This window comes from Streptomyces sp. A01 (assembly GCF_059026195.1).
Map to the genome: position 1 here is coordinate 355,997 of NZ_JBWLKN010000002.1, position 25,580 is coordinate 381,576.

25 protein-coding genes are annotated in these 25,580 nt (G+C 70.4%); 10 read left to right on the top strand and 15 right to left on the bottom strand.

Translation table 11 applies throughout. The annotated features are described in order from the left end of the window. Positions 1-168 precede the first annotated feature (168 nt). Positions 169-750, bottom strand: a complete 582-nt coding sequence (locus AC5P1B_RS03915) for a DUF2017 domain-containing protein (protein WP_493884743.1) — start codon at positions 748-750, stop codon at positions 169-171. Beyond that, positions 750-1,052, bottom strand: coding sequence for an ATP-dependent Clp protease adapter ClpS (gene clpS, locus AC5P1B_RS03920; RefSeq protein WP_493884852.1), 303 nt, complete (start codon positions 1,050-1,052; stop codon positions 750-752). Before clpS ends, AC5P1B_RS03915 begins: the two co-directional genes overlap by 1 nt. Positions 1,053-1,251: 199 nt before the next feature. Here clpS and AC5P1B_RS03925 point away from each other — a divergent pair, with 199 nt between their 5' ends. Beyond that, positions 1,252-2,580: a nicotinate phosphoribosyltransferase gene (locus AC5P1B_RS03925; RefSeq protein WP_493884853.1), complete on the top strand. Its 1,329-nt coding sequence runs from the start codon at positions 1,252-1,254 to the stop codon at positions 2,578-2,580. Between the two features lie 215 nt (positions 2,581-2,795). Then, positions 2,796-3,389, top strand: coding sequence for a nicotinamidase (locus tag AC5P1B_RS03930; protein WP_493884744.1), 594 nt, complete (start codon positions 2,796-2,798; stop codon positions 3,387-3,389). A 270-nt stretch (positions 3,390-3,659) separates the two neighbouring features. On the opposite strand, the gene AC5P1B_RS03935 is transcribed toward AC5P1B_RS03930, so the two are convergent. Continuing rightward, positions 3,660-3,914 carry a hypothetical protein gene (locus tag AC5P1B_RS03935; protein ID WP_493884854.1) on the bottom strand — a complete coding sequence of 85 codons (255 nt, stop codon included), beginning with the start codon at positions 3,912-3,914 and terminating at the stop codon, positions 3,660-3,662. Positions 3,915-4,260: 346 nt separating this feature from the next. Further along, positions 4,261-6,669: an immune inhibitor A domain-containing protein gene (locus AC5P1B_RS03940; protein WP_493884745.1), complete on the bottom strand. Its 2,409-nt coding sequence runs from the start codon at positions 6,667-6,669 to the stop codon at positions 4,261-4,263. Between the two features lie 318 nt (positions 6,670-6,987). Between AC5P1B_RS03940 and AC5P1B_RS03945 the strand changes: the two genes are divergently transcribed. Beyond that, on the top strand, positions 6,988-7,278 hold the full coding sequence (locus AC5P1B_RS03945) for a hypothetical protein (protein WP_493884746.1): 291 nt from the start codon (positions 6,988-6,990) through the stop codon (positions 7,276-7,278). Between the two features lie 224 nt (positions 7,279-7,502). On the opposite strand, the gene AC5P1B_RS03950 is transcribed toward AC5P1B_RS03945, so the two are convergent. From AC5P1B_RS03950 to AC5P1B_RS03960, 3 genes are all read right to left on the bottom strand, one after another. Then, positions 7,503-8,039 (bottom strand): RDD family protein, encoded by a 537-nt coding sequence (locus AC5P1B_RS03950; RefSeq protein ID WP_493884747.1) that lies wholly within the window; start codon positions 8,037-8,039, stop codon positions 7,503-7,505. A gap of 63 nt (positions 8,040-8,102) precedes the next feature. Beyond that, the gene (locus AC5P1B_RS03955; RefSeq protein ID WP_493884748.1) at positions 8,103-8,963 is read right to left on the bottom strand and encodes an RDD family protein; all 861 of its coding nucleotides are present in this window, start codon (positions 8,961-8,963) and stop codon (positions 8,103-8,105) included. Between the two features lie 169 nt (positions 8,964-9,132). Beyond that, positions 9,133-11,109: an RDD family protein gene (locus tag AC5P1B_RS03960; protein WP_493884749.1), complete on the bottom strand. Its 1,977-nt coding sequence runs from the start codon at positions 11,107-11,109 to the stop codon at positions 9,133-9,135. A gap of 354 nt (positions 11,110-11,463) precedes the next feature. On the opposite strand from AC5P1B_RS03960, the gene AC5P1B_RS03965 reads away from it, so the two are divergent. Further along, positions 11,464-11,943 carry an SsgA family sporulation/cell division regulator gene (locus AC5P1B_RS03965; protein ID WP_493884750.1) on the top strand — a complete coding sequence of 160 codons (480 nt, stop codon included), beginning with the start codon at positions 11,464-11,466 and terminating at the stop codon, positions 11,941-11,943. 265 nt (positions 11,944-12,208) lie between these two features. On the opposite strand, the gene AC5P1B_RS03970 is transcribed toward AC5P1B_RS03965, so the two are convergent. Further along, positions 12,209-12,520, bottom strand: a complete 312-nt coding sequence (locus tag AC5P1B_RS03970) for a hypothetical protein (RefSeq protein ID WP_493884751.1) — start codon at positions 12,518-12,520, stop codon at positions 12,209-12,211. Between the two features lie 226 nt (positions 12,521-12,746). Further along, on the bottom strand, positions 12,747-14,114 hold the full coding sequence (locus AC5P1B_RS03975; RefSeq protein ID WP_493884752.1) for an FAD-binding oxidoreductase: 1,368 nt from the start codon (positions 14,112-14,114) through the stop codon (positions 12,747-12,749). 323 nt (positions 14,115-14,437) lie between these two features. Between AC5P1B_RS03975 and AC5P1B_RS03980 the strand changes: the two genes are divergently transcribed. Further along, positions 14,438-14,731 carry a hypothetical protein gene (locus AC5P1B_RS03980; protein ID WP_493884753.1) on the top strand — a complete coding sequence of 98 codons (294 nt, stop codon included), beginning with the start codon at positions 14,438-14,440 and terminating at the stop codon, positions 14,729-14,731. A gap of 199 nt (positions 14,732-14,930) precedes the next feature. On the opposite strand, the gene hppD is transcribed toward AC5P1B_RS03980, so the two are convergent. After that, entirely contained in the window at positions 14,931-16,076 is a 1,146-nt protein-coding gene (hppD, locus tag AC5P1B_RS03985) for a 4-hydroxyphenylpyruvate dioxygenase (protein ID WP_493884754.1), read from the bottom strand. Positions 16,077-16,251: 175 nt separating this feature from the next. Here hppD and AC5P1B_RS03990 point away from each other — a divergent pair, with 175 nt between their 5' ends. From AC5P1B_RS03990 to AC5P1B_RS04010, 5 genes are all read left to right on the top strand, one after another. After that, a complete protein-coding gene (locus AC5P1B_RS03990; RefSeq protein WP_493884755.1) occupies positions 16,252-16,719 on the top strand; it encodes an Lrp/AsnC family transcriptional regulator in 468 nt (155 codons plus the stop codon). Positions 16,720-16,734: 15 nt separating this feature from the next. After that, positions 16,735-17,382 carry an ABC transporter permease gene (locus AC5P1B_RS03995; RefSeq protein WP_493884756.1) on the top strand — a complete coding sequence of 216 codons (648 nt, stop codon included), beginning with the start codon at positions 16,735-16,737 and terminating at the stop codon, positions 17,380-17,382. A gap of 97 nt (positions 17,383-17,479) precedes the next feature. Continuing rightward, on the top strand, positions 17,480-18,715 hold the full coding sequence (locus AC5P1B_RS04000) for a betaine/proline/choline family ABC transporter ATP-binding protein (protein WP_493884855.1): 1,236 nt from the start codon (positions 17,480-17,482) through the stop codon (positions 18,713-18,715). Continuing rightward, positions 18,712-19,713: an ABC transporter permease gene (locus tag AC5P1B_RS04005; protein ID WP_493884757.1), complete on the top strand. Its 1,002-nt coding sequence runs from the start codon at positions 18,712-18,714 to the stop codon at positions 19,711-19,713. Before AC5P1B_RS04000 ends, AC5P1B_RS04005 begins: the two co-directional genes overlap by 4 nt. After that, the gene (locus AC5P1B_RS04010; RefSeq protein WP_493884758.1) at positions 19,710-20,756 is read left to right on the top strand and encodes a glycine betaine ABC transporter substrate-binding protein; all 1,047 of its coding nucleotides are present in this window, start codon (positions 19,710-19,712) and stop codon (positions 20,754-20,756) included. Before AC5P1B_RS04005 ends, AC5P1B_RS04010 begins: the two co-directional genes overlap by 4 nt. Before the next feature lie 141 nt (positions 20,757-20,897). Here the strand turns inward: AC5P1B_RS04010 and AC5P1B_RS04015 are convergent, their stop codons facing one another. From AC5P1B_RS04015 to AC5P1B_RS04035, 5 genes are all read right to left on the bottom strand, one after another. Then, the gene (locus AC5P1B_RS04015) at positions 20,898-21,677 is read right to left on the bottom strand and encodes a S16 family serine protease (protein ID WP_493884759.1); all 780 of its coding nucleotides are present in this window, start codon (positions 21,675-21,677) and stop codon (positions 20,898-20,900) included. Positions 21,678-21,968: 291 nt separating this feature from the next. Then, positions 21,969-22,607 (bottom strand): IclR family transcriptional regulator, encoded by a 639-nt coding sequence (locus AC5P1B_RS04020; protein ID WP_493884760.1) that lies wholly within the window; start codon positions 22,605-22,607, stop codon positions 21,969-21,971. A 472-nt stretch (positions 22,608-23,079) separates the two neighbouring features. Then, positions 23,080-24,867: a DEAD/DEAH box helicase gene (locus tag AC5P1B_RS04025; protein ID WP_493884761.1), complete on the bottom strand. Its 1,788-nt coding sequence runs from the start codon at positions 24,865-24,867 to the stop codon at positions 23,080-23,082. Between the two features lie 100 nt (positions 24,868-24,967). Next, positions 24,968-25,360, bottom strand: coding sequence for a type II toxin-antitoxin system death-on-curing family toxin (locus tag AC5P1B_RS04030; protein WP_493884762.1), 393 nt, complete (start codon positions 25,358-25,360; stop codon positions 24,968-24,970). Next, positions 25,357-25,557: a CopG family transcriptional regulator gene (locus AC5P1B_RS04035; protein ID WP_493884763.1), complete on the bottom strand. Its 201-nt coding sequence runs from the start codon at positions 25,555-25,557 to the stop codon at positions 25,357-25,359. Before AC5P1B_RS04035 ends, AC5P1B_RS04030 begins: the two co-directional genes overlap by 4 nt. Positions 25,558-25,580: the final 23 nt, after the last annotated feature.

Here is a 25,580-nt window from a genome sequence, read left to right on the forward strand (position 1 = left end):
CACAGCGGACATCACAGATATCCGCAGACACCGCAGACACGGGTGGGCGAGGGTGGGCGACGGGCATGGCGGGCGCAGCCGGGCACGGCGGGAGCGCGCGGGCACGACCCGGCCGGGGCTCACCCCACCGCCCGTCCGGCCCCGCCCGCTGCACCCGGCCCCGCACGGTTACGGCATCAGCGTCTCGATCAGTGTTTCCTGCATGCCGCCGAGCCAGAGGTACGCCATCACCATCGGCTTGCGCGGGTCGGGGTCGGGCAGTTCGTACAGCCCGCCGCCGTCCTCCTCGTCCGAGATCTCCAGCCGGGCGCCGATCGCCAGCCGGAGGTCGTTCAGGGCGCCGAGCCACTGCCTGGCCGTGTCCGGGTCCAGCTCCAGGACGGCGCTGCCCTTGCCGAGCGCGTCCAGGGCGTGCACCATCGCCAGCGCGTCCTCGCGCTTGCGGGTGCGCAGGTCGGTCTCCGTGTAGCGGCGGAACTCGGCGGCGGCGGCGCGGGTCGCCTCGTCGTCGGGGGCGTCGGGGCCGCCGTATCCGTCGGGGAAGAGCCTGGCCAGCGCCGGGTCCGAGGGCGGGCTGCTGGGCCCCTCGGCGAACATCGCGGCGAGCGGGTCATCGCCTTCCGCGGGCTCGTCACCGGGGCCGATCAGCTCCAGCAGCTGGACGGCGAGACTGCGCAGGATGGAGATCTCCACCTCGTCCAGGGCGACGGCGGCGCCGCCGCCCGGCAGCGGCTCGAAGTGCCCCGGCATCAGCGGTCCTGCTGAAGGGTCGCCCAGAGGCCGTATCCGTGCATCGCCTGCACGTCGCGCTCCATCTCCTCGCGGCTTCCGCTGGAGACGATCGCGCGTCCTTTGTGGTGGACATCCATCATCAGCTGGCGGGCCTTGTCCTTGGGGTAGCCGAAATAGCTCTGGAAGACATACGTCACGTAGCTCATCAGGTTCACCGGGTCGTTGTGCACGACGGTGACCCAGGGGACGTCCGGCTCCAGCACTTCGACGGGAGCCTCGCTCGACTCGGGGCGTTCGATCTCGGTGGGAGCGACGCTCAGCGCCGTGCGACGGATGGCACATGCGGGCGGAGACGGAGGGGCAGTCACCTTTCCCATGCTGCCACCCGGCGTGGCCCGGCGCACAAACGCCCCTAGAAATCGTCACTCTGACGAATAATGGGGGTAGCATCGCCTCAAGCCGCTTACCCGAGATGTGAGGTGCCCCGTCATGGACGCTGCTGTGAACCCCGCGGATGCTGTGAACACCGCAGACCTAGGGCTCCCGGTGGCCGTGCCGTCGACGGCGCTGTTCACCGACCGGTACGAGTTCACGATGCTGCAGGCCGCACTGCGGGCCGGCACCGCGCACCGCCGGTCGGTCTTCGAGGTCTTCGCCCGCCGCCTCCCCGAGGGCCGCCGCTACGGCGTCGTCGCCGGCACCGGGCGGGTGCTCGACGCCGTGGAGAACTTCCGCTTCGACAGCGGCATCCTCGGCTTCCTCGCCGATCACCGGATCGTGGACGGCCCGACGCTCGACTGGCTCGCGGACTACCGCTTCAGCGGCGACATCTGGGGCTACCCGGAGGGCGAGGTGTACTTCCCCGGCTCGCCCCTCATGCGGGTGGAGGGCAGCTTCGCGGAGGCGGTGCTGCTGGAGACGGTGATCCTCTCGATCCTCAACCACGACTCGGCCGTCGCCGCGGCCGCCTCCCGGATGTCGGTGGCGGCCGGGGGCCGCCCGCTGATCGAGATGGGCGCCCGGCGCACCCACGAGCTCGGGGCCGTGGCCGCCTCCCGCGCCGCCTACGTCGGCGGCTTCGCCACCACCTCCGACCTGGCGGCGGGCTTCCGCTACAACATCCCCACCGTCGGCACCAGCGCCCACGCCTTCACCCTGCTGCACGACAGCGAGCGCGACGCCTTCACCGCCCAGGTCGACTCGCTCGGCAGCGGCACCACGCTGCTGGTGGACACCTTCGACGTGACCGAGGCCGTCCGTACCGCTGTGGAGGTCGCCGGACCCGGCCTCGGCGCGGTCCGCATCGACTCCGGCGACCTGCTTCTCGTCGCCCACCGGGTGCGCCAGCAGCTGGACGAGCTGGGCGCGACCGATACCCGGATCGTGGTGACCAGCGACCTGGACGAGTACGCCATCGCGTCGCTGGCCGCGGCGCCCGTGGACGCGTACGGGGTCGGCACCCAGCTCGTCACCGGCAGCGGGCACCCGACCTGCTCGATGGTCTACAAGCTGGTCGCCCGCGCCGAGTCCCAGGACCCGACGGCGCCGCTGGTGCCGGTCGCGAAGAAGGCGATGGGCGGCAAGACCTCCATCGGCGGCCGCAAGTGGGCCGCGCGGCGGCTGGACGCCGACGGGGTGGCCGAGGCGGAGGTCGTGGGTTCCGGTGCCGTCCCCCCGGAGCTGGCGGACCGGCAGCTCCAGATCGAGCTGGTGCGCGGCGGCGAGGTCGTCGCGCGCGAGCCGCTGGACGCGGCCCGCGACCGGCACACGGCGGCGCGGGCGGGCCTTCCGATGTCGGCGACGCAGCTGTCCCGGGGGGAAGCGGTGCTCCCGACGGAGTACGTGTGACGGGTGCTGTCTGTGTGACGGATAGTGTGATCAACCAAGCTGTCGGTCGGCCCGGCCAAACCAGGCCCGCCCGGCGTTTGAGGGCGACAGGGCTACGGGGTCGGCACCTGGGGCGTATGCCCACTCCCGCAATGACCTCGCAGTGTCTACCCTCGGTTACATCGGGTCGGGGTGCGCACCGATCCCTCCTCGTCCCCAGCCGGAAGGCACGCGCCATGCACCGGGCACTGATCGTTGTTGACGTGCAGAACGACTTCTGTGAGGGCGGCAGCCTCGCTGTCCAGGGCGGCTCCGATGTGGCCGCCGCCATCACCGATCTGATCGGGCAGGCGAATCCGGGGTACCGCCACATCGTCGCCACCCGCGATTACCACATAGCCCCCGGCGATCACTTCTCCGACCAGCCCGACTACGAGCACAACTGGCCGGTGCACTGTGTGGCGGGCACCGAGGGCAGCAGCTTCCATCCGAACTTCGCGCCGGTCATCGGCGCGGGGTCGATCGACGCGGTCTTCGACAAGGGTGCCCACTCCCCCGCGTACAGCGGCTTCGAGGGCACCGACGAGAACGGCACGCCGCTCGCCGACTGGCTGCGGCAGCGCGACGTGACCGAGGTCGATGTGGTGGGCATCGCCACCGACCACTGCGTGCGGTCCACGGCGCTGGACGCGGTTCGCGAGGGATTCGCCGTGCATGTGCTGCTCGATCTGACGGCGGGGGTCTCTGAGCACACGACGGAGCGGGCGCTCAAGGAGATGCGGGAGGCTTCCGTGCATCTGAGTGGCAAGCCGTTGCTGGGGGCGGGGTAGGGGCGGGGGGCTTGGGCTCAGCCGCTGGTCGCGGGCGGGTCGTCGCGATGTCCTCAAACGCCGGACGGGCTGTTTTTTGCTGGGCGGGCCAGTTCTGCCGGGCGGCCCGCTCCGGCTGACCCGCTGTCCTCAAACGCCGGACAGGCTGTCTTCGCCGGACGGCCCGGGGTCGCGGGATGGGCCGGAGCGGCGCCCCGACGGGCTGGTTTTCCCACGCCGGGCCGCGCCGTCCGGCCGGAGCGGCCGACCGCTCCGGCCGCTCCGGTGGCTTCAGGACGGGGTCGCGGGTGAGCGGACGGTGGATCTCAGGAGGGCCCGGATCGGGTGCCAGGACTCGGTGTCGTCGTCGGGTGCGGCGCGCCAGACCAGGCCGTCGGGGTGGTGCAGGACCGCGGTGATCTCGTCCGGTGTCGGCGGTTCGGTGTTTCCGCGCAGGTAGACGGCGCGGAGCCCGAGGTTCCGCAGTCGGGTAAGCGCCCGCTGCCGGTTGGCCGCGAGGACCAGGATGCGGATGCGCGGGCCCATGGCGCCGGAGCCGCTGAGCGCTCCCGTACGAGGGAACGCGCTTGCTGTCCGGGCCGTCGCCGTGCCGCCGCCAGGGGCACCCGGGCTGCCGCCGCCCGCCGTGCCCGCCCCGTTGCCGAGCGTGCCGTAACCGCCGGTCGCCGTGGTGCTGCCGAGTGGGCTCGGCAGTGAGACCGCCACGACCACTTTGCCGCCTGGAAGCTTGGTGTATCCGCCACCGGCCATGCCGTTCATCGCCCCCGTGAGACGTCGCGTCAATAAGAACCTTGCAGGGGCATCTAAACGCGAACGGCCGCCGCCCGCTAGGGGGCGACGGCCGACAACGCTGTGACCTGCGGTGATGTCTTTACTTCTTCGAGGGGCCGACCCGGACGGTCACGGTGGACCCGTCCTTGGCCTCCTTAAGGATCTTGATCTGGGTGTTGGTGTCAGGAACCTTAACGCCACCGGTCGGGTTCGTGTCGTACCAGTAGGTGCCCTTCTTGTCGTCGAAGAGCGAGACACCCTTCTTCGACTTCACCTTCGTCGCCTTGCCGTCCTTGTGGACGGTGTAGCCGTCGGAGCGGAAGGTGCTGAACGGCGAGTCGTACGCCTGGAAGCGGTTGCGCATGATGCTGCCGTCCGACCACTTCTCCGGTTTGGCGTGCGCGTCGACCGGCAGGATCTGCCCGGAGCCCGGGTGCACGCTCACGTTGTTGTCCGGCTGCGAGGTGTCCCACAGCCACACCAGCAGACCGTTCTGGTACGGGAAGTGCTCGACCCAGTCCGGCTTCGTGGACGCCCAACCGAAGTTGTACGGGCCGACCTTGAGGGTCTTGTCGTACGACACGTACTGCCGGTTCTCGGCGATGTAGTACTGCGGGTAGCTCTTGGTGAAGGACTCGCCGATGCGCGAGAAGCCCTTGCTCGTCCACCCGTTGTCGTCGCCCTCGGCGCCGTCCTCGAAGAGCGGCTTGCCGTCGGCGCTGACCGCGAGGGAGTCGGCGGCGAAGCCGTTCTGCGCGGCACCGCCGTCGGTCTGGTAGCGGAAGCGGAGGTCGATCTTCTTGCCCGCGTAGGCGTCCAGGGAGTACGAGAGCTGCTTGTACGTCTCGGACTTGCCGTGCAGCGCGGGCTTGTCGCCGCCGTCGCGCGGGATCTGCTTCCCGTCGGCGGTGCCGTCCACCGGCGTCCAGTTGGCGCCGCCGTCCGTGGAGACCTCGGCGTAGAGGTAGTCGTAGTTCTCCTCGATGTCCCACCAGCCCTGGAGGTCCAGCGACGCCTTGGACTTGCCGGTCAGGTCGACCGGGCGGGAGAGGGTGTTCTTCAGGTCGTTGCCCATGCCGCTCCACCACTGCTTGGTGCCCGCGGCGGGCTTCACGATCGTCGTGGTGCTCTTCTTGGCGGGCAGCTCGACCATGAGCGCCTGCTTGTTCTTCGTGTTGTACTCGGCCACGCCCAGCTTGTGCGTGGACTTCTTCGCGGCCTTGGCCTTGCCGTAGTTGAGCCAGCCGAGCTGGAGCTTGTCCCAGGCGTTCATGTCGCCGGGCAGGTCACCGATGGAGTTCTTGCCGGTGCCGAGCCAGGAGCCGGTGGACATCAACGACCAGAAGGCGACCGAGGATTCGCCGCCACCGGTGGTGTCGTACTCGTCCGGCAGGCCCAGGTCGTGGCCGTACTCGTGGGCGAAGACGCCGAGACCGCCGTTCTCCGGCTGCATCGTGTAGTCGCCGACCCAGATGCCGGTCCCGGCGACCTGGGCGCCGCCCGCCTTGTTGCCGTCGGGACCGGTCTTGCCCGCGTCGCTGCCGTACGCGTACCAGCGGTGCGCCCACAGCGCGTTCGTGCCCTGCGCGCCGCCACCGGCCGACTCGTCCTCACCGGCGTGCACGATCTGGAAGTGATCGATGTAGCCGTCGGGCTCGTTGAAGTTGCCGTCTTCGTCGTTGTCGTAGCGGTCCCACACGTCGTACTTCGACAGGTCCGCCTTGATCTGGGCGTCGGTGCGCCCCGCGGCCTTCTGGTCCTTCGCCCACTGGTTGACCCCGTCGCGGATCAGGTCCCAGGCGTTGGCGCAGTTGGTGTCGCCGCAGTAGTTGGAGCCGTAACGGGCCTCGTTCGACTGGACCTTCACCCAGTCGGAGACCGCGCCGTCCACGGAGTAGCGGCCCGAGGACTGCTTCTCGTAGTACTTCTTGAGGGACTCCTTGCCCTTGGCCTTCGAGAAGTAGAGGTCCTCGAAGTGCTTCCGGTTGAAGTCCGCCTGCCAGGCCGTGCTGTTGTCCTTCGCACGGTCCGGCTTGACTATCTCGTTGTGCGCCGGGCCGGGCTCGCCGCCGTACTTCTTGACTGGGGGCTTGGGGCCGTCGGGGCCATCGGGGTCGAACATGGTCGTGTCGTCGACCGTGTCGCCGAACTCGACGAGGATCGTGAAGATCTTGTCGGTCTTCTCCCGGCCCAGCTCGACGTACTTGCCCTTGTCGAGCTTGACCACGTTCGAAGCGCCGCGCCGCTCGGCCTTCACGTCCCCGGAAATGAGCTGGCGCAGCGCGTCCTCGCGCTGCGCCTCCCGCTGCTCGCTGAACGGGCCCGCCAGGTCGTGGTCGACGTTCTTCTCCGGCGCCGCCGGGTCGTGACTCGCCGCCCCTGTCGCACCGTTGGCGGCGCTGCTACGGTCGTCGGCCTGTGCCGCCCCGACCGTCAATGCGGCTGCTCCGAGCGCTCCGATCACTGTCGCCACGGCGACGGATCTGAGTGCCCTCCGTTGAGTTTTCACCTGAGTACTGCCTCCCCAGTCAAATGAGTGTCGCTATTTGACCGGAGTTAATGCTGAAAAGACAGACCTTGACTCGAACACGGCAAGCCAGTACGTTTTTCGGTTTTCTAGTTCCGGATATCGGACGCCAACGGGCGCGTCTGTCTCGCCTGTTGGATGGCCGAATGAATCCGTGCGCCCCCCGTGCCGCGGCACCGTGCGTTAGGTCACGCTTACTTGAAGTTCCTCCAGGGCATTCAGCACCGTAGAGTCATTTTGCCGGTACGCACGTGTGTGACTTACTCCCCCAAATCGTCGCCATTGAGGACGGATACCGCCATGCCGCGTCCGACTCCAGCACAGCTCATATACGGTTCGGCCACCGTCGTCTTATCGACCCTCGCCATGCTCCTGCTGTCCGAAGCGACCTCAGCGACCGCGGTAGCGGTCGTCTCCGTGGCCGGGCTCGTCCTCGGCCTCCTCGTCGCGGCAACGGTGGCCCCGCCCCGCGAAAGCCGCATCTCCCACCTGGTGCGAGCGCATCAGCCGACGTCGGCGCCCTCCCTCCTCACGCGGGTGCCGGTGCCACGTTCCGAGCCCCGCCCGAGCGAGCACTCCCTGCGCAGCTGACACCCGGCCGCGCGCCCGTGCGGCGCGTCAGCCGACCCCGTTCCGGCCCGGAGACCCGGGCCGGTTCCGGTGTCTCAGGGCACCTCTTGCCCCCTGAACCCCCTGGTCCCCCGGCATGGCGTACGCCGATGGCCGCGCACACGGCGGGTGCGCGGCCATCGGCGTACGGAGACGAGCGCGGGCCTACACGGAGGCAGACGCGGAGGCAGACGGAGCCGAGCGGGTCAGCGGGCCTCGACGACGACCGTCTTCGCCACCTTGTCGTGCAGACTCTGGTGGAAGGGCTTGTCCCACAGCTGCCACAGCGAGTTCAGCAGCCAGAACAGCATGCCGAGCGTCGGGATGGCGCCGGGCAGCGCGTACACCGCGGCCCTGATCCAGCCCTTCGCGCGCGGCAGGTCGCCGTCGGCGAGCATCGCGACCCGGATGCGCGCGGCCATCTTGCCGAGCGTCTGCCCCTTGTACGCGAGCATCGCCCCCTCGTAGAGGAAGTAGAGGGGGAAGGCGATCACTGAGGCGAGCAGCGTCGGGCCCGGGTCCGGCTGCTCGCCGGGATGGTCCATGGCCTGCTGGAGCGCTCCCGTCGCGGTGAGAGCCAGCGTCCAGATCACGCCCAGCAGCAGGGTGTCGAGCAGCCGGGCCAGAAGGCGCTGGCCGGGAGTGGCCAGCGGGGCCATGCCCTCCGGGATTCCGGCGGGCTGCTGTGCGGAGTACGGGTGGTTCGGCTGCCCGTACTGGGGCGGCGGCTGGTTGGGGCTCATGCCCTGATTACATCAGCGCGCGCTCCGGCAGCCCAGTTCGGGCCGGAAGGTCACGCCGGGTCGTTACTCCGCGGAGACCACGACGGTTTTGGCCGCCTTGTCGTGCAGGCACTGCCGGTACGGCCTGTCCCCCGTGCACCACAGGACGTTGAGCAACCAGAAGACGAACCCGCAGCAGGGGATGATCTGTGGCAGCGCGTAGGTCCCGGCACGGAACCAACCGGGCTGACCCACCGGATTTGAGCCATTGTCGAGCATCGCGACGCGCAGCTTCATCAGCTTCTTGCCGACCGTCTGGCCCCGGCTGGTGAGCATGAGCCCTTCGTAGATGAAGTACACCAGCGCGTAGACGATCTGGAGGGCGCTCGACTTACCGGTGTCGTCGGCGTCGGTCGGGTCGTAGCCCCCCATGGCCACCACCATGATCACGGTGACGGGGACCGCGACGATCAGCCCGTCGATGATCCTGGCGATCAGTCGGCTGCCGAGCCCGCCGAGCGGCGGCATCCCGGCCAGCGGGTCGGCGGCGCCGTACTGGTCGCCGTAGGGGCTGCCGTACGAGGGCCCGCCGCCGGGCGAACCGTTGTAGGGGCCGCCACCGCCGGGAGCACCGCCGCCGGGACCACCACCGGGACCACCACCGGGTTCGCCGCCCGGGCCGCCGCCGTACGGGACGCCGGGTCCCGAACCGTACGGATCGCCCGGTCCCGCGGCGTAGGGCCCGCCCGGCCCCGCGCTGTGGGGCCCGGCGCCCGCCCCGCCGTAGGGCTCGCCCGTGCCGCCGCTGCCGTACGGATCACCCGCGCCGCCGTTCCCGTACGGCGGGGGTGAGGACGCCTCGTGCGGCGGCTCCTGCGGCTTCTTCCGGAACGGGTCGTCCTCCGGCGGTTCGCCGGAGCCGGGCGGAGGCTGGTCACTGCTCATGGCCCGAGTCGAACCCGCCGGTCCGCTACCCGCATCCGGCGAGCGCCGTTCGGGCGACCGGACTGGCCCGTACGGGCGCCGACGGCGGGCGCCCGCCCGCTTGAGCCGTCACCGGCCGGGGAGTCCCCCGGACCGGCCGGGCCGCCGCCGCGAGCGCGGGCGCCCGGGGTCAGCCGCTGTTCGTCGCGACGAACGTACGCGCCGCCTTGTCGTGCCAGCACTGCCGCCACGGCCGGTCGACGAGGCACCACAGCACATTCACCAGCCCGACGACCAGCACGCCCAGCAGCCCGTACACCAGCCAGCGGCGCAGCGCGGCGGAGAACGTCGGGGTGTCGTGGTCCTCGATGCCGAGCACCCGCACCCCGCACAGCCGCTTGCCCAAAGTGCGGCCCCACTTGGCGGTGGGCAGCGCCTCGTAGACCACTCCGAGCACGAGCAGGAGGACGAGCGCGAGCGCGAGGCAGGTGCCCGTGGTGCCGTCGAGCAGATAGACGGTGACGGTCTCACCGCTCTGCTTCGCGTTCTCCACCTTCTCGTCGATGTGGTCACTGGCCTTCGACCACAGCGGGAAGGCCCCGGCGCCGAACAGCGCACCGGAGACCAGCGTGTCGATCAGCCGCGCGCCGAGGCGGCGGCCGAGCGGGGCGGGCCTGCCCTCGGTCCGGGCCGACAGCAGGAACGGATTGTCGGCCGGCGGCTTCCACGGGATGACGTCGTCGGCGCCGGGTGCCGCGTTCCCGGGAGTGCCCGGTCCCGCGCCCGGCGCCGCGGGCTGCGCGAGGTCGTGGACGCGCTGCGCCCAGTCCGGCTGGCCCGCGCCGGGGCCCGGCGCGCCCGCCGGTGCGGGCGCGGGCGATCCGGGCGGGGCCTGCGCGGGAAGCCCGGCCGGTGCCCGTACGGGAACGCCCTGCGCGGGGATCTGGGTCCCCGGCACCGGCTGCGGATGCGCGCCTTCGGCGGGGACCGCGGGCGCGGGCCGGGCCGGTGCGGCGGCCTGAGCGGCAGGCGGCGCGGGCTGTGCCGGTACGGGCTGGGCCGGTACGACGGGCGGCGCGGAGGAGGCGGCCTGGGCGGCGTGCGCGGTGCTGTCGGCAGTGGCGCCGCGCACGACCGCACGAATCGTCAATGTGCCGTCCCGCTGTCCCCCGGTGGCCGGAGCGGGCACGGGAGCGGACCCACCCGCGGAACCCGCGCCGGACGCGGGCGCGCTCTGCCCGGTGCGCGGGGCGGCCGTCGCGGCCTGGCCTCCGTCGCGGCCACCGGTGCGCTGGATGGCCCGGATCGTCATCGTGCCGTCGCGGCCACCCGGAGCGCTGCCGACGCCGCCGCCGGGACCAGCGGCACCAGCCGGGGAGCCGGCTGCCGGAGCCGGTCCGCTCGCGTCGGCCGCACCGCCTTGCCGGGGTACGGCGGGGCCGTCGCCCACGGGGAGCGCGGCGCGGGGCTCGGGGCCCCGGTCGAGTTCACGGGCCGGGGCCGCGCCGTCGGCGGCGGGCGCGGGACCCGCCGCTGCCGGGTCGCCCGCGGTCCCCGAAGGGGGCGCGACGCGGGGGTCGGCGGGGGCGTCGCCCCATGCCTCGGCCGTCGCGGGCTGTCCGGCCGGGGCGTCTTCCTGGCCCCAGGAGACGCGCTGGTCACCGTCGCCACCGAAACCGGCCTGCCGGCCCGCGTCGGCGTGCCAACCGGAACCCGCGTCGGGGTGGCCGCCGTGCAGCCGCCTCGGGTCGTCCCAGTCGACGCCGCCGGGAGGCGGTGCCTCAGCGCCGGTTTCCGGTCCTGACTGAACGGCGCCCGGTGACCCCGGCCGTACGCCCACCTCGCCGCGCGGCCGCAGCTCCGGCAGCCCGCCGGACTCGCCCGGCTGCGGCTGCTCGTCGAAGAACATCGGCCCCGTGTCCTCCGGGACCACCCCCGCGATCTGGGTGGAGACGGAGGCGGGATCCCCGCGCTGCGCGAGCTGCGGGGCCGGGTACACGCCGGGCGGGGGCGTGGGCATGGCCTCCCCGTCGTCCGGGGCGGGCCGACTGGTGCCGGGCACCCAGGCGGCACCGTTCCAGTACCGGATATAGCCGGGGATGGAGGGGTCGGGGTAGAAGCCCTGCGTGGGGCTGCTGTCGCCGGACCCTGAGGAAGGCGCGCTCATGGTCTCCGATGTCCCGTATCCGCCCGGCCGGGTCCGGCCGGGCTGTGTGTGCGGTGAGTGGCGTACCGCAGTCTGCCGCACTCGCGCGGCGCGGTGTATAGCAGCTCCGCGGCCTCGCGGTACCAGCGCGACCCGGAACGCGGCCCCTAGGTCTACCAGACAGCCATCAAGGTCGTGCGCCGCATACCCACGCACCACCCTCACGCGCCGGGGTTCAGAAGAAATTCCGACTGATTGTGTGAAGTCGCGTAATGGTGCATGGGGTAGCGCGCTCTAACCCGTGCGGACCCGCCGTGCGCGGCCCGTGGTGAGCGAACAGAACCAGCGAGAAGCAGAGCAGAGAGGGCGCACCGCATGCACACCGTGGTGGAACGAGAACTGGAGCTGAACCTGGTGCTGTCGCCTGAGCGCAGCATCCCCGTCCCGGCCAGACTGGTCTACCGTACGGACGAGCCGTACGCCGTCCACATCACCTTCCACACCGGGTCGCACTCCCCGGTCAACTGGACCTTCGCGCGTGAGTTGCTGGTCGAGGGGGTGTTCCGGCCGTGCGGGCATGGGGATGTGCGGGTCTGGCCGACGAAGGTGGACGGCCGCAGCGTCGTCTGCATGGCGTTGAGTTCGCCGGATGGTGAAGCCCTGCTTGAGGCGTCGGCCCCGATCGTTTCGGCGTGGCTGGAGCGCACCCTGCGGGTGGTGGCGCCGGGGTGTGAGGGGGACCGGCTCGCGCTCGACGAAGCGCTGAACGAGCTGCTGGCCCCGACCCCCCGTGATGATCTGTGGCTGCGCGACCCGTGGCCTTCTGACGAGTCGCCGGAGGGCCACGGGGTGTGACGGCGCGTGGCCGGCCGCGGGGTGCCGCCGCGGGGCGCGGTGACACGGTCCGCGTCGGTGCGGCCAGGCGCGGCGGGCGCCCGCTGTGGGCGGTGACTCCCTTGTGGGGCCGGTCTCTTGCGGCCCGTGGTGGTACGGCGGCCGCCGCTCGGTCTCGGGCTTCCGCCGTACGCTCGCAGGTTCCCGCCCGCTCGCCGGTGGGCCGGAACGGGCGGAAGCCCAGCACTCACCCGAGGTGGGTGCTGGGCTTCAGATCAAACGCGGCTCACAGGCTACCCGGGATTCCGCGGTCGACGTAGACGTTGTCCTTGGCGAGCGACTTGTTGTGAACCTTCGAGTTCGTGGTGGCGTGGGACTTGTTGTGAACCTTGGTGTTCACACCGTCGTCGATGAAGCTGGGGGCGACGATCTTGGTGGGCGCTACGACCTTCGTGTAGACGTCGTCGACGTACGAGGTCGAGATCGAGTTGGCGTGGTCGCCGTGGTCGATGTCTGCGGACGCGGTGGTCATGGCACCAGCGCCGGCGATCAGCGCAAAGCTGGTGGCGGTTACAGCCAGGATCTGACGGATGCGCATTTTTCAGGCTCCTCGTCGAGGCGAAAGGGGAACGAGCCCACATAAACATCCCGGCCGACTGATAAAGACGCACAACACGACAGATCTCGCAACTTATGCTCGTTTGGCCTAACCGCCCGACGGCCCGCGTGCCCCGGCACCGTCCCGGAACCATTCCGGCGCCGTTCCGGCGAGGAGCCGCGTCGCACCGCGCCCCGTCGCGCCGCTTCGGCGCAACGACCGCCGATCAGAAGAGCTTTCCGGGGTTGAGGATGCCCAGCGGATCGAAGACGCCCTTGATCCCGCGCTGCAACTCAAGGCCGACCGGGCCGATTTCGCGGGCCAACCACTCCTTTTTCAGGACGCCGACGCCGTGTTCGCCGGTGATCGTGCCGCCCAACTCCAGGCCGAGGGCCATGATCTCGTCGAAGGACTCGCGGGCGTGGCGTGACTCGTCGGGGTCGTTGGCGTCGAAGCAGACGACGGGGTGCGTGTTGCCGTCCCCGGCGTGGGCGCAGACCCCGATGGTCAGCCCGTGCTTCTCGGCGATGGTGGCGGTGCCCTCGATCATCGCGGCGAGCTTGGACCTCGGCACGCAGACGTCGTCGATCATGGTGGACGACGTGAGGGCTTCCAGGGCGGGCAGGGTCTGCCGCCGCGCCTGGAGGAGGAGTTCGGACTCGGCGGCGTCGTCCGCGGGGACGACCTGGGTGGCTCCGGCGGCGGTGCACACTTCTGCGGCCGCCGCGAGATCGGCGGCGGGGTCGGGGGTGTCGAAGGCCGCGAGCAGCAGTGCCTCGGTGGTCTCGGGCAGGCCCATGTGGGTCATCGCGTTCACGGCACGGACGCAGGTGCGGTCCATGAGTTCCAGCAGCGACGGGGCGTGACCGCGCTCCATCAGCGCGCAGACGGCGTCACAGGCGGCGGCGATGGACGGGAACTCGGCGGCCAGTGCCAACTGCTCGGGCGGCGCGGGGCGCAGCGAGAGTATGGCGCGTACGACGATGCCGAGACTGCCCTCGGAGCCGACGAAGAGCCGGGTGAGGTCGTAGCCCGCGACTCCCTTGGCGGTGCGCCGGCCGGTGGTGAGCAGGCGGCCGTCGGCGAGGACGACGTCGAGGCCGAGGACGTATTCGGCGGTCACCCCGTACTTGACGCAGCACAGGCCGCCGGAGGCGGTGCCGATGTTGCCGCCGATGGTGCACTGCTCCCAACTGGACGGGTCCGGCGGGTAGTACAGGCCGTGTTCGGCCACGGCCCGCGAGAGAACCGCGTTGACCACGCCGGGCTCGACGACCGCGATCCGGTCGACAGGGTTGATCTCCAGCACCCGGTCCATCTTGGCGAGGGACAGTATGACGCAGCCGTCCGACGCGTTGGCGGCGCCCGAAAGGCCCGTGCGGGCGCCCTGCGGCACGACGGGGACGCGCAACTCGCTCGCGGTGCGCATGACGTGCTGGACCTCCTCGACCGTCCGGGGCAGGACGACGACGGCGGGGGTGCCCGCCACGCAGAAGCTCGCCATGTCGTGGGCGTAGGAGCCGGTGATGTCGGGGTCGGTGAGCACCGCGGCCGGCGGGAGTCCGGCGCGCAGTCGCGCCACGAGATCGTTCATGTACCCAGCCTCGCACCGGTCCCCCGCCTGTGGAAGGTGGCCGCTCATGGCGGCCTGCCGCGCTCCGGGGCGGCGCGGGAGACCCAGGTGCGGAAACGTTCGTGCCGGTCGGCGGCAGTGGCCTGCGAAGCGCCCTCTCTCATGGGGCGGCTACGTCTCACCGGCCGGAAGGTCACGCTGCCACACCCAGTTGGCGGGCAGAAACGGCGCTATGGGGTGAATGAGCCACCTCGCCGACAACTCCTGCCGAGCGCCGCAGTTAGTGACTGTGCTGGCGCCTCCACGGCGCCTCGTGCCCAACGCATACTAAGGAAGGTCACTTCATGAACGCCAAGAAGGTGCTCGCCGGCTCCATGCTCAGCCTCGCCGCTACCGGCATCGCCGTCAGCCCGGCGGCCGCCGACGATGATGAGCGCCAGGGTGCGTACTCCCAGAACATCCAGATCATCGACGACCTTTGCCCGACGATCCAGGACATCGACGTCATCGTCATCGTCGAGGCGCTGGATGAGGCCCGTACGAACCAGTGCAACAGCATCGAGGACCAGGCCGCCCAGGTCGACAACTCCGAGGCCCCGAGCCTGCCGGTCGGCCTCCTGGGTGCCGCTGACTCCTGACAGCGCTGAGCCGCCAGCGCTGTCTGCCCCCGAGGCCTCTGCCTCGGGAAGATAACTCCGGGCCCCGTGGATTCTCTCCACGGGGCTTGGAGTCTTTTCGTGCGTCTTGTCGTGTGCGCCGCGGCGGGTCTTCTCGTGACTCCCCGTGTGCGCCACGGCCCGTCCGCCGCCGTCCCCCGGGGGACGGCGGCCGGTGGGCTCAGAGGTTTCCGCGCCGCTCCTGCTCGCGCTCGATGGCTTCGAAGAGCGCCTTGAAGTTGCCCTTGCCGAAGCCCATGGAGCCGTGCCGCTCGATCATCTCGAAGAAGACGGTCGGCCGGTCCTGGACGGGCTTGGTGAAGATCTGGAGCAGGTATCCGTCCTCGTCGCGGTCGACGAGGATCTTCAGCTCGCGCAGGGTCTCGACCGGCACCCGGGTCTCGCCCGCCCAGTCACCGAGGGTGTCGTAGTACGAGTCGGGGGTGTCGAGGAACTGGACACCGGCGGCGCGCATGGTCCGCACCGTCGAGACGATGTCGTTGGTGGCGAGCGCTATGTGCTGGACGCCGGCGCCGCCGTAGAACTCCAGGTACTCGTCGATCTGCGACTTCTTCTTCGCGATCGCGGGCTCGTTGATCGGGAACTTGACCTTCAGAGTGCCGTCGGCGACGACCTTCGACATGAGCGCGGAGTACTCGGTGGCGATGTCGTCGCCCACGAACTCCTTCATGTTGGTGAAGCCCATGACCTTGTTGTAGAAGGCCACCCACTCGTTCATCTTGCCAAGCTCGACATTTCCGACGCAGTGGTCGATGGCCTGGAAGGTGCGCTTGGCCGGGGGCGCGACGAGGGGATTGGCGGCGACGAAACCGGGCAGGTACGGACCGTCGTAGCCGGAGCGGTCGACGAGGGTGTGCCGGGTCTTGCCGTAGGTGGCTATGGCGGCCAGCACGACGGTGCCGTGCTCGTCCTTGATCTCGTGCGGCTCTTCGAGGCCGGTGGCGCCGTGCTCGACGGCGTAGGTGTACGCGGCGCGCGCGTCCGGCACCTCGATGGCGAGGTCGATGACGCCGTCGCCGTGCTCGGCGACATGGTCGGCGAGGAAGCGCCCGTAGTCGGTGGCGGGCTTGATGACGGAGGTCAGCACGAATCGGGCGCCGCCCGAGGTCAGGACGTAACTGGCGGTCTCGCGGCTGCCGTTCTCCGGTCCGGAGTAGGCGACGAGCTGCATGCCGAACGCCGTCGCGTAGAAGTGCGCGGCCTGCTTGGCGTTGCCGACGGCGAAGACGACCGCGTCCATTCCCTTGACCGGGAAGGGGTCGGCCTGCCGGGCGGTTCCGGGGGAGTGATCGATGGTCTCAGTCATGTCGGCAGACTCCCTCTGAACCACAAGATGCGCAATAGTATGTTTATATGCTAGACAATCTGTACAGCTTCTGGTCGGTACGTCCGGACGATCTGTGCAGGATGACCACTGTGGAGGTGAGCGGGTCGCATGGGCATAACACGCCGGAAGCGTCACCTGGGCACGGAGGGCCGCGATGGGGATTGACGAACTGGACGGCCGATTGATCGAACTGCTCGCCGAGGAACCGCGGATCGGCGTCCTTGAGGCGTCCCGCCGGCTGGGCGTGGCGCGCGGCACGGCGCAGGCACGGCTGGACCGGCTGCAGACCAACGGAGTGGTCAGGAGCTTCGGCCCGCAGGTGGACCCGGCGGCGCTGGGCTATCCGGTGACGGCCTTCGCGACGCTGGAGATAAAGCAGGGGCAGGGAGCGGACATCCGCGACCACTTGCGGTCCGTGCCGGAAGTGCTGGAGCTGCACACCACCACCGGCCACGGCGACATGCTCTGCCGCCTGGTGGCCCGCTCCAACGCCGACCTTCAACGGGTGATCGACAAGGTGGTGGGCTTCGAGGGGATCATGCGGGCCTCTACGGCGATCGTCATGGAGAACCCCGTTCCCCTGCGCATGATCCCGCTGGTGAAGCAGGCCGCCGATGACTGACCGGGGAGAGACGCCATGAGCTTCTGGGAGTACCTCGGCAACCGGCACTCACAGCTGCTGATGGACACGTATCAGCACGCCAGTGCCGTCTTCCAGTGCATGGTCGTGGCCACCGCCCTCGGTGTCCTCGTCGGTGTGCTGACCTACCGCGTCGAGTGGGCGGGAAACCTCGCCATCACCATCACCTCGACCATCCTCACCGTCCCCTCGCTCGCCTTGATCGGCCTCCTCATCCCCATCACCGGCCTCGGCGTGGCGCCGACCGTGACCGCACTGGTGCTGTACGGGCTGCTGCCCATCGTGCGCAACGCCATCGTCGGGCTGCGGGGCGTCGACCCGGACCTGGTGGACGCCGCCAAGGGCATCGGCATGCCGCGGCTCACCCGATTGATCAAGATCGAGCTGCCGCTCGCCTGGCCGCCCATCCTCACCGGCATCCGGGTCTCCACCCAGATGCTGATGGGCATCGCCGCCATCGCCGCTTACGCCTCGGGCCCCGGTCTCGGCAACGAGATCTTCCGGGGCATCTCCTCGCTCGGCAGCGCCAACGCGATCAACCAGGTCACCGCGGGGACCCTCGGCATCGTCATCCTCGCGCTGCTCTTCGACGCCGCGTACGTGCTCATCGGACGCCTGACCATCCCCAGGGGGATTCGTGCCTGACACCGCGCCAGCGAACAGTGGCAGCACCACCTCGGGCGGGGCCGCCGCCCCGGAATCCCCGGCGGGTGGTGGCACCGGCGCCACCACCGGGGCGACCATCCAGCTGGAGAACCTGACCAAGCACTACCCCGGCACTGCGGCGCCCGCCGTGGACAGCGTGAGCATGGACATCAAGGCGGGCGAGATCGTGATCCTCGTGGGCCCGTCCGGCTGCGGCAAGTCCACCACCCTGAAGATGATCAACCGGTTGATCGAGCCGAGTGGCGGCCGTATCCGCATCAACGACGAGGACGTCACCGGAATCGACCCGGTCAAGCTGCGCCGCAAGGTCGGCTACGCGATCCAGTCCTCCGGCCTCTTCCCCCACATGACCGTCGCCCAGAACATCGCGCTCGTGCCGAAGATGGTCGGCTGGTCCAAGAGCCGCATCAAATCGCGGGTCGAGGAGATGCTCGACCTGGTCGGGCTCGACCCGCGCGAGTTCCACGGCCGCTACCCCCGGCAGCTCTCCGGCGGCCAGCAGCAGCGGGTCGGCGTCGCCCGGGCGCTGGCCGCCGACCCGCCCGTCCTGCTCATGGACGAGCCCTTCGGCGCGGTCGACCCGATCACCCGCGACCACCTCCAGGACGAGCTGATCCGGCTCCAGCACGAGCTGCACAAGACCATCGTGTTCGTCACCCACGACTTCGACGAGGCCATCAAGCTCGGCGACCGGATCGCGGTGCTCCGCGACCGCTCGCACATCGCGCAGTTCGACACCCCCGAGGCCATCCTCACCAACCCCGCCGACGACTTCGTCTCCGGCTTCGTCGGCGCGGGCGCCGCCCTCAAGCGGCTCAACCTCACCCGGGTGCGGGATGTGGGGGTCGTCGACTTCCCGACAGCGGCCATCGACGACCCGTTGCAGTCGATCTTCGACCTGCTGCGCTCGGGCTCCACCAACGAGGTGCTGCTGCTCGACCGGAACCGGCGCCCGTACAAGTGGCTGCGGCGCGGCGACCTGAGCCGGGCCAAGGGGTCGCTGGCCCGCGCCGGAACGCTGGTGCACGACACGGTCACCCGTGACGCCACGCTGCGGGACGCGCTGGAGGCGGTCCTCACCGACAACGCGGGCCGGGTGCCGGTCACCGGGCGGCGCGGGGAGTACACCGGCGTCGTGGACATGGAGACGCTGATGAACTCCGTCCACGAGCTCCTTGAGGAGGACCGGCTCGAAGCGCTGGAAGGCCAGCACCAGCTCCAGGAGCTCCGCGCCCATCAGACGCACCTGGAACAGGAGGGCGCACCGGGCGCCACCCCGGGCAGGCTGCCGAAGGAGGGGGACGGCGCATGAGCCCCGAGCGCGACGGCGGCGACGGCCAGGACCAGCCGCGCGGCCACGATCACGACAACGGCGCAGGCGGCGCCCCGCTCGCGAGCCGCAGCGGCAGCAGCGCCGACCGCGTCGAGCGCGGCCGCAGCCAGCGCGTACGCCCCGAGCACACGGCTGGCGGCCGGCCGGCCGGCGAGCACGAGGTGCGCGGCCTCGCCTTCCGCGACGACGTGCGGATGGAGGAGCCCGAGGTCCTCGCCCCTCCCCCGCTGCTGAATCCGCCCAGACTGACCTGGCAGAAGCTGACCTTCCTGCCCCTGACCCTGGCGGTGGGGCTGCTGGCGACCTGGCTGTGGTTCCGCGGCGCGGAGCTGGACTCGATCGCCCGTAACTCCCTCGCTGACGGCAACATGTGGCTGCGGCTGCGGCAGCACATCGAGCTCACGGCCATCTCGACGTTCTTCGTGCTGATCATCGCCATCCCGCTCGGCATCCTGCTCACCCGCCGCAAGCTGCGCATGGCGGTGCCGTTCGTGATGGCCCTGGCCAACATCGGCCAGGCCACGCCCGCGATCGGGCTGCTGGCGCTGCTGGTCATCTGGATGGGCATCGGCATGAAGGCCGCCCTGTTCGGCATGGTCATCTACGCCACGCTGCCGGTGCTCTCCAACACCATCGCGGGCCTGAAGGCCATCGACCCGACCCTGATCGAGGCGGCGCGCGGCATAGGGATGTCCACGCTCGGAGTGCTCAGGAAGGTGGAGCTGCCGCTCGCCGTGCCGCTGATCCTCGCGGGCGTACGCACCGCCCTGGTGCTCAACGTCGGCACGGCGACCCTGGCCTACTTCGGCGGCGGAGGCGGGCTCGGCGACCTGATCGCGACGGGCATCACCAACCAGCGCATGCCGGTCCTGGTGCTCGGCTCCGTACTGACGGTGGCACTGGCGCTGCTCGTGGACTGGCTGGCCTCGGTGGTCGAACTGCTGCTGAGGCCGCGCGGCCTTGAGGGGGACGCATGAGGACGGAGCACACCGGAAAACGGCGCACCGGCAGCCGACCCGTAGGACCACGGCGCGGCCGCACGGCCCGTACGGCGACGGGGCTCGCGCTCGCGTGCGCCGTCTTGTCCCCGGCCCTGCTCAGTGGCTGCGGGCTGCACAGCGGCAGCCAGATGGTCGACGACGTGAAGCCGGGCACGATAGGGCAGGGCGAACCGCTGAAGGGCGCCAATCTGACCGTGACCTCCAAGGAGTTCACCGAGCAGATCATCCTCGGCCAGATCATGGGCATCGCCTTCCAGGCGGCCGGGGCCAAGGTGCTGGACCGGACGGACATTCAGGGGTCGATCGGCGCGCGCGAGGCGGTCAAGTCCGGTGACGCCGACGCGATGTGGGAGTACACCGGCACCGCGTGGATCACCTACCAGGGCAACGAGAAGCCGATCACCGACCCGCTGGAGCAGTGGCGCGCGGTGCGCGACGCGGACCGCGAGAACGGCATCAGCTGGCTGCCGCCCGCCGAGCTGAACAACACCTACGCCCTCACGCTGAACCAGGCCAACGCGAAGAAGCTCGGGACGAAGAACCTCTCCGAGGTCGCCGCGCTGTCGAGGAAGCAGGGTTCCAAGGTGGAGGTGTGCGTGGAGAGCGAGTTCGCGGTCCGCAACGACGGACTGCCGGGCATGTGGAAGGCGTACGGGATGAACATCCCCGCCTCGCACGTCAAGAAGATGGACGCCGGAATCATCTACACCCAGGTCAAGAAGGGCTCGGCCTGCACCTACGGCGAGGGCTACAGCACCGACGGGCGCATCGAGGCCATGAACCTGGTGGTGATGCAGGACGACAAGCACTTCTTCCCCAACTACAACGCCGCCCCGGAGATCAACAGCAAGGTCCTCAAAGAGCACCCGGAGATCGCTGACGTCCTCGCCCCCATCACCAAGAAGCTGACGAACAGCGTGGCCCGGCGGCTCAACGGCAAGGTGGATGTCGACGGCGAGGACCCCCACCAGGTCGCACTCGACTGGCTGGTGGACGAGGGATTCATCGAGAAGGGATGAGGGAGGGACGGGGCCCGGGGTGCCGGCACCGCGGGCTCCCCCGGCTCGTACGTCAGCGCGCCGTGCGAGCGGAAGGCGCCGTAGGCGGGCGTGCCGCGCGAGGTCAGCGCCCGAGAAGGCTGCGGATCGCTGTCCGGTCGCTCAGCAGCTCGGGACCGGCTTGTGCGCGGCGAGGGCCCGGAGCGAGGACACCGCGTCCGTCAGCTTCTTGACCGGGATCAGCCGCATGCCCTTCGGCAGCTCGGCCTCCGCGTCGGAGCACTCCGACTTGGGGACCAGGAAGACGGTCGCGCCGTCCCGCTTGGCTGCCTGCGTCTTCAGCGCCACGCCGCCCACCGGGCCGACCGTGCCGTCCCGCTCTATCGTGCCCGTACCGCCGATGCTGCGGCCACCGGTGAGGTCACCGCCGTGTCCGTCGCCGTCCAGCTTGTTGATGACGCCGAGCGCCAGGAACAGCCCGGCGCTGGGACCGCCGATGTCGCCGAGGTCCAGCTTGATGTCCATGCCGCGCGGCGAACGGTGCAGATAGTTCAGCGCGGCGTCCACGGAGGTGTCCTGCGACTTCTTCATGTCCTTGAGGTTGTGCTTGTCCACTTCCTCGGGAGTGTCGCCGACCGGGTAGACGGAGTCGCGCGGCATCACCGCGCGGCCGCTGTCGAACCAGCCTCCGATGACGTCGCTGAGGTACACGTCCGCCTGCGGACCCGTCGCGACGATGGCCGTCATCCGCAGCTGGCCGGTGGTCTTGCGGGTCTCCGCGCCGGAGATGGAGATCACCGGGTCGCCCTTGTCCGAGCCGAGGACGTCCACGGTCCTGCCGGGGTAGGCGACCGAGAACGGCAGCGGGGCGAACGCGGCGACGGCGAGCAGGGCGACGACGAGCGCGGAGCAGACCGCGAGGATACGAGCGCGAGGAGACACGTCAGCCACCCTAATTGACGTACGCCACGGCCCTGACGGGCGCCGGTGCCGCACGCCTCGCGCGAGGCCGTGCGCACGTCCGCCGGGCAGGCCCCTGCTCACGCCTCGTACGGGCGTACGGATGTACGGAGGGCCGGTGGCCATGCGGAAAGAGCGGAGTCGCAGACGGGACACCCGGCAGCGCGCCCACGGATACCGGCGACACACCGGCGGCACCCGCTGACGGTCCTGGCCCGCGTCGGACCCGGCCCCTGCGCCCAGGCCCCGCCCTCAGGCCCTTGCCTCAGCGCATCAGCGCAGTGCGTCCGAGACCTCCTGGGCCGCCTCCATGACGCGGGGGCCCACCCGTTCCGGTACGGAGTCCGCGAGCATCACCACTCCCACGCTGCCCTCGATGCCCGTCACCCCCGTCAGCGGAGCGGCGGCGCCGCTCGCGCCCGCCTCCAGCTCGCCGTGGGTCAGGGCGTATCCCGGTTCGGTGATGCCGGTGCGGGCGGTGAGAATGGCCCGGCCCGCCGCGCCCCGGTCCAGCGGGTGGCGGAACCCGGCACGGTAGGCGACGTGGTAGTCGGTCCAGGTCGGCTCGACGACCGCGACGGCGAGCGCCTCCGTTCCGTCAACGAGGGTCAGGTGCGCGGTGGCACCGATGTCCTCGGCGAGTGAGCGTAGCGCGGGCATCGCCGCCTCGCGGACGAGCGGGTGCACCTGGCGGCCGAGCCGCAGCACCCCGAGCCCGACGCGCGCACGGCCGCCGATGTCCCGGCGTACGAGCGCGTGCTGTTCGAGCGTGGCGAGCAGGCGGTAGACGACCGTGCGGTTGACTCCGAGTTTGTTGGACAACTCCGTCACGGTCAGCCCGTGATCGGTGTCGGCGAGCAGTTTGAGGACACGCAGTCCTCGATCGAGCGTCTGGGAGGTCTCCGCGGTCACGACGCCCCCTCCTCGGGTGAGTGGCGGCTGTATCCGGCTCAGCGCCGCCGGTCCCATCGGCAGCGCGCGGAAGAGGCCACCGGTCGCGGTTCACACGTACCGGCCGCGCTCCGCGGCGGCGCTGCCACGGGGCGTGTGCGTGGGGGAACGCTAGCGAGCCAGTCCGCTCAGCGGAAGACTTCGTCCACAATCCGGTCACGGGACTTCCGTGAAGCGGCGTGGTCACTGCCCCGTTTTTGCGCGAAATCCCCAGGTTCGAGCACCACCCCGGCACGAGGGAGCCACCAGGACGGGGGCGTCGCAGCGATGTCCTCACGCTGCCGGAGGTCCCGCGTCCCTGAATGCCCGGCGGTCCCGCGAAGAAGCGCGCCCCGCCAGGGGCGCGGGGAACTGCGCGCCCAGCCACGACACACCCGCGGTCCGCGACGCACAGACAGGGACCCACACCCCAGCATGATCCGCCGAACGCGCGTCAGCGCATCCGCGTGGCCCACTCGCGGACCTTGTTGATCCGCTCCCGCAGCTGCCCCGCCGTCGCCTCCGCGCTCGGCGGCCCCCCGCACACCCGGCGCAGCTCGGTGTGGATGACACCGTGCGGTTTGCCGCTCTGGTGGACGTACGCGCCGACCATTCCGTTGAGCTCCTTGCGCAGCGCGAGCAGGTCCTTGTGGCTGACGACCGGGCGGCGCTCGGCGGGCAGCTCCAGGAGGTCGGCCTCCTCGTCCGGCTTCTTGCGGCTGTGCGCGATCTGCCTGGCCTGCCTGCGTTGCAGCAGCAGCTGCACCTGGTCCGGCTCCAGCAGGCCCGGGATGCCCAGGTAGTCCTGTTCTTCCTCGCTGCCCGGATGGGCCTGCATGCCGAACTCGGCGCCGTCGTAGAGCACCCGGTCGAAGACCGCGTCCGACTCCAGGGCCTCGAAGGGCAGCTGGTCCTGGTCGCCGGTGTCCTCGTCCTGCTGCTTCTCCGCCTCCTGGAGGAGCTTGTCCTCCTCGGCGTACGGGTCCTCCTCGCTGTCCTTCTTCGGCTTGTCGAGGACGTGGTCGCGTTCGACCTCCATCTCGCCCGCGAAGCCGAGCAGCGTGGGGATGGTCGGCAGGAACACCGACGCCGTCTCGCCGCGCCGCCGCGACCGTACGAAGCGGCCGACGGCCTGGGCGAAGAAGAGCGGGGTGGAGATGGTGGTGGCGTACACGCCGACGGCCAGGCGGGGCACGTCCACACCCTCGGACACCATGCGGACGGCGACCATCCACCGGGTGTCGGACTTGCTGAAGTCGTCGATCCGCTGCGAGGCGGCCGTCTCGTCGGAGAGCACGACGGTCGCCGACTCGCCGGTGATCTTGCGGATCAGCTTGGCGTACGAGCGGGCCTGGTCCTGGTCGGTGGCGATGACCAGGCCGCCCGCGTCGGGGATGCCCTTGCGCACCTCGGTCAGCCGCCGGTCCGCGGCGGCCAGCACGTTGGGCATCCACTCGCCGCTCGGGTCGAGGGCGGTGCGCCACGCCTGCGAGATGGCGTCCTTGGTCATCGGCTCGCCGAGCCGGGCCGCGATCTCGTCGCCCGCCTTGGTCCGCCAGCGCATGTTCCCGCTGTACGAAAGGAAGATCACCGGCCGGACGACGCCGTCGGCGAGCGCGTTGCTGTAGCCGTAGGTGTAGTCGGCGGACGAACGGCGGATGCCGTCGTTGCCTTCCTCGTACGCGACGAACGGGATCGGGTTGGTGTCGGACCGGAACGGGGTGCCGGTCAGCGCGAGGCGCCGGGTCGCCGGGTCGAACGCCTCGGCGCACGCCTCGCCCCACGACTTCGAGTCACCGGCGTGGTGGATCTCGTCGAGGATGACCAGGGTCTTGCGCTGCTCGCAGCGGTTGCGGTGGAGCATCGGCCGTACGCCGACACCCGCGTACGTCACGGCGACGCCCTGGTATTCGCGGCTCAGCGGGCCCGCCGAGTACTCGGGATCGAGCTTGATCCCTACCCGGGCGGCCGCCTCCGCCCACTGCTTCTTGAGGTGTTCGGTCGGTGCGACGACCGTCACCTGCTGCACCACGTGATGGTGCAGCAGCCAGGACGCCAAGGTCAGCGCGAACGTCGTCTTTCCGGCGCCCGGGGTGGCGACGGCGAGGAAGTCGCGGGGCTGGCTCTGGATGTACGCGTCCATCGCTCTCTGCTGCCAGGCGCGCAGCTTGTTCGCGGTACCCCACGGGGCCCGGCCTGGGAAGGCAGGTGAGAGATGGTGCTGAGCGGCGGTAGTAGTCACGGTCTCCGTCGGGCTGGCTCGGGATCTGCAACCGCGTCAGCCTACCTGTGCCGCCGTTCACGCCTGGGGGTTATGGGGCGGGTGCACCCCTGGGTGGGAGTTAGCTCACATCGGCGTCCCGCAAGGCGCGCAGTCCGTCCGCGATCGTCTTGACCTCGTCCATGTCGCCGGACGCGACCGCGATGACCAGGCGTTCGGCGGCGTCGATGTCGGGACGGAGCTCCACACCGTTGATCGCGAGGAAGGACACACAGGAGATCCACGCCGTGCGCTTGTTCCCGTCGAAGAGCGGATGGTTGATCGCGAGGGACTGCAGGAGTGCTGCGGCCTTGTCGAGCAGGTCCGGGTACGCTTCCTCGCCGAACATGGCCGCCGAGGGGCGGTGGACGGCGGACTCCAGCAACCCGGCGTCCCGGACCACCACCTCCGTGTCACCGCAGGCGATCTCGGCGATGGCCAGGACATCCTCGGCCGTCAGATAGACGCAGGTCACTTAAGTCGCTCCAGAAGCTCGCTCCACTTGGCCGTCTGCTCCTGAGCGGTCTTACGCACCATGACGTCCTGCGCCGTGCGGGCAAGGTAGTCATCGACAGCCTTGAGCACGATGGCGTGCATGCTCGCGCCCTCCTGCTCGGCGCGGCGCTTGAGGGCATCGGTCTGGTCGTCACGAAGACGCAGGTTCATAGCCATACCAAAATGGTACCACCAGGTGG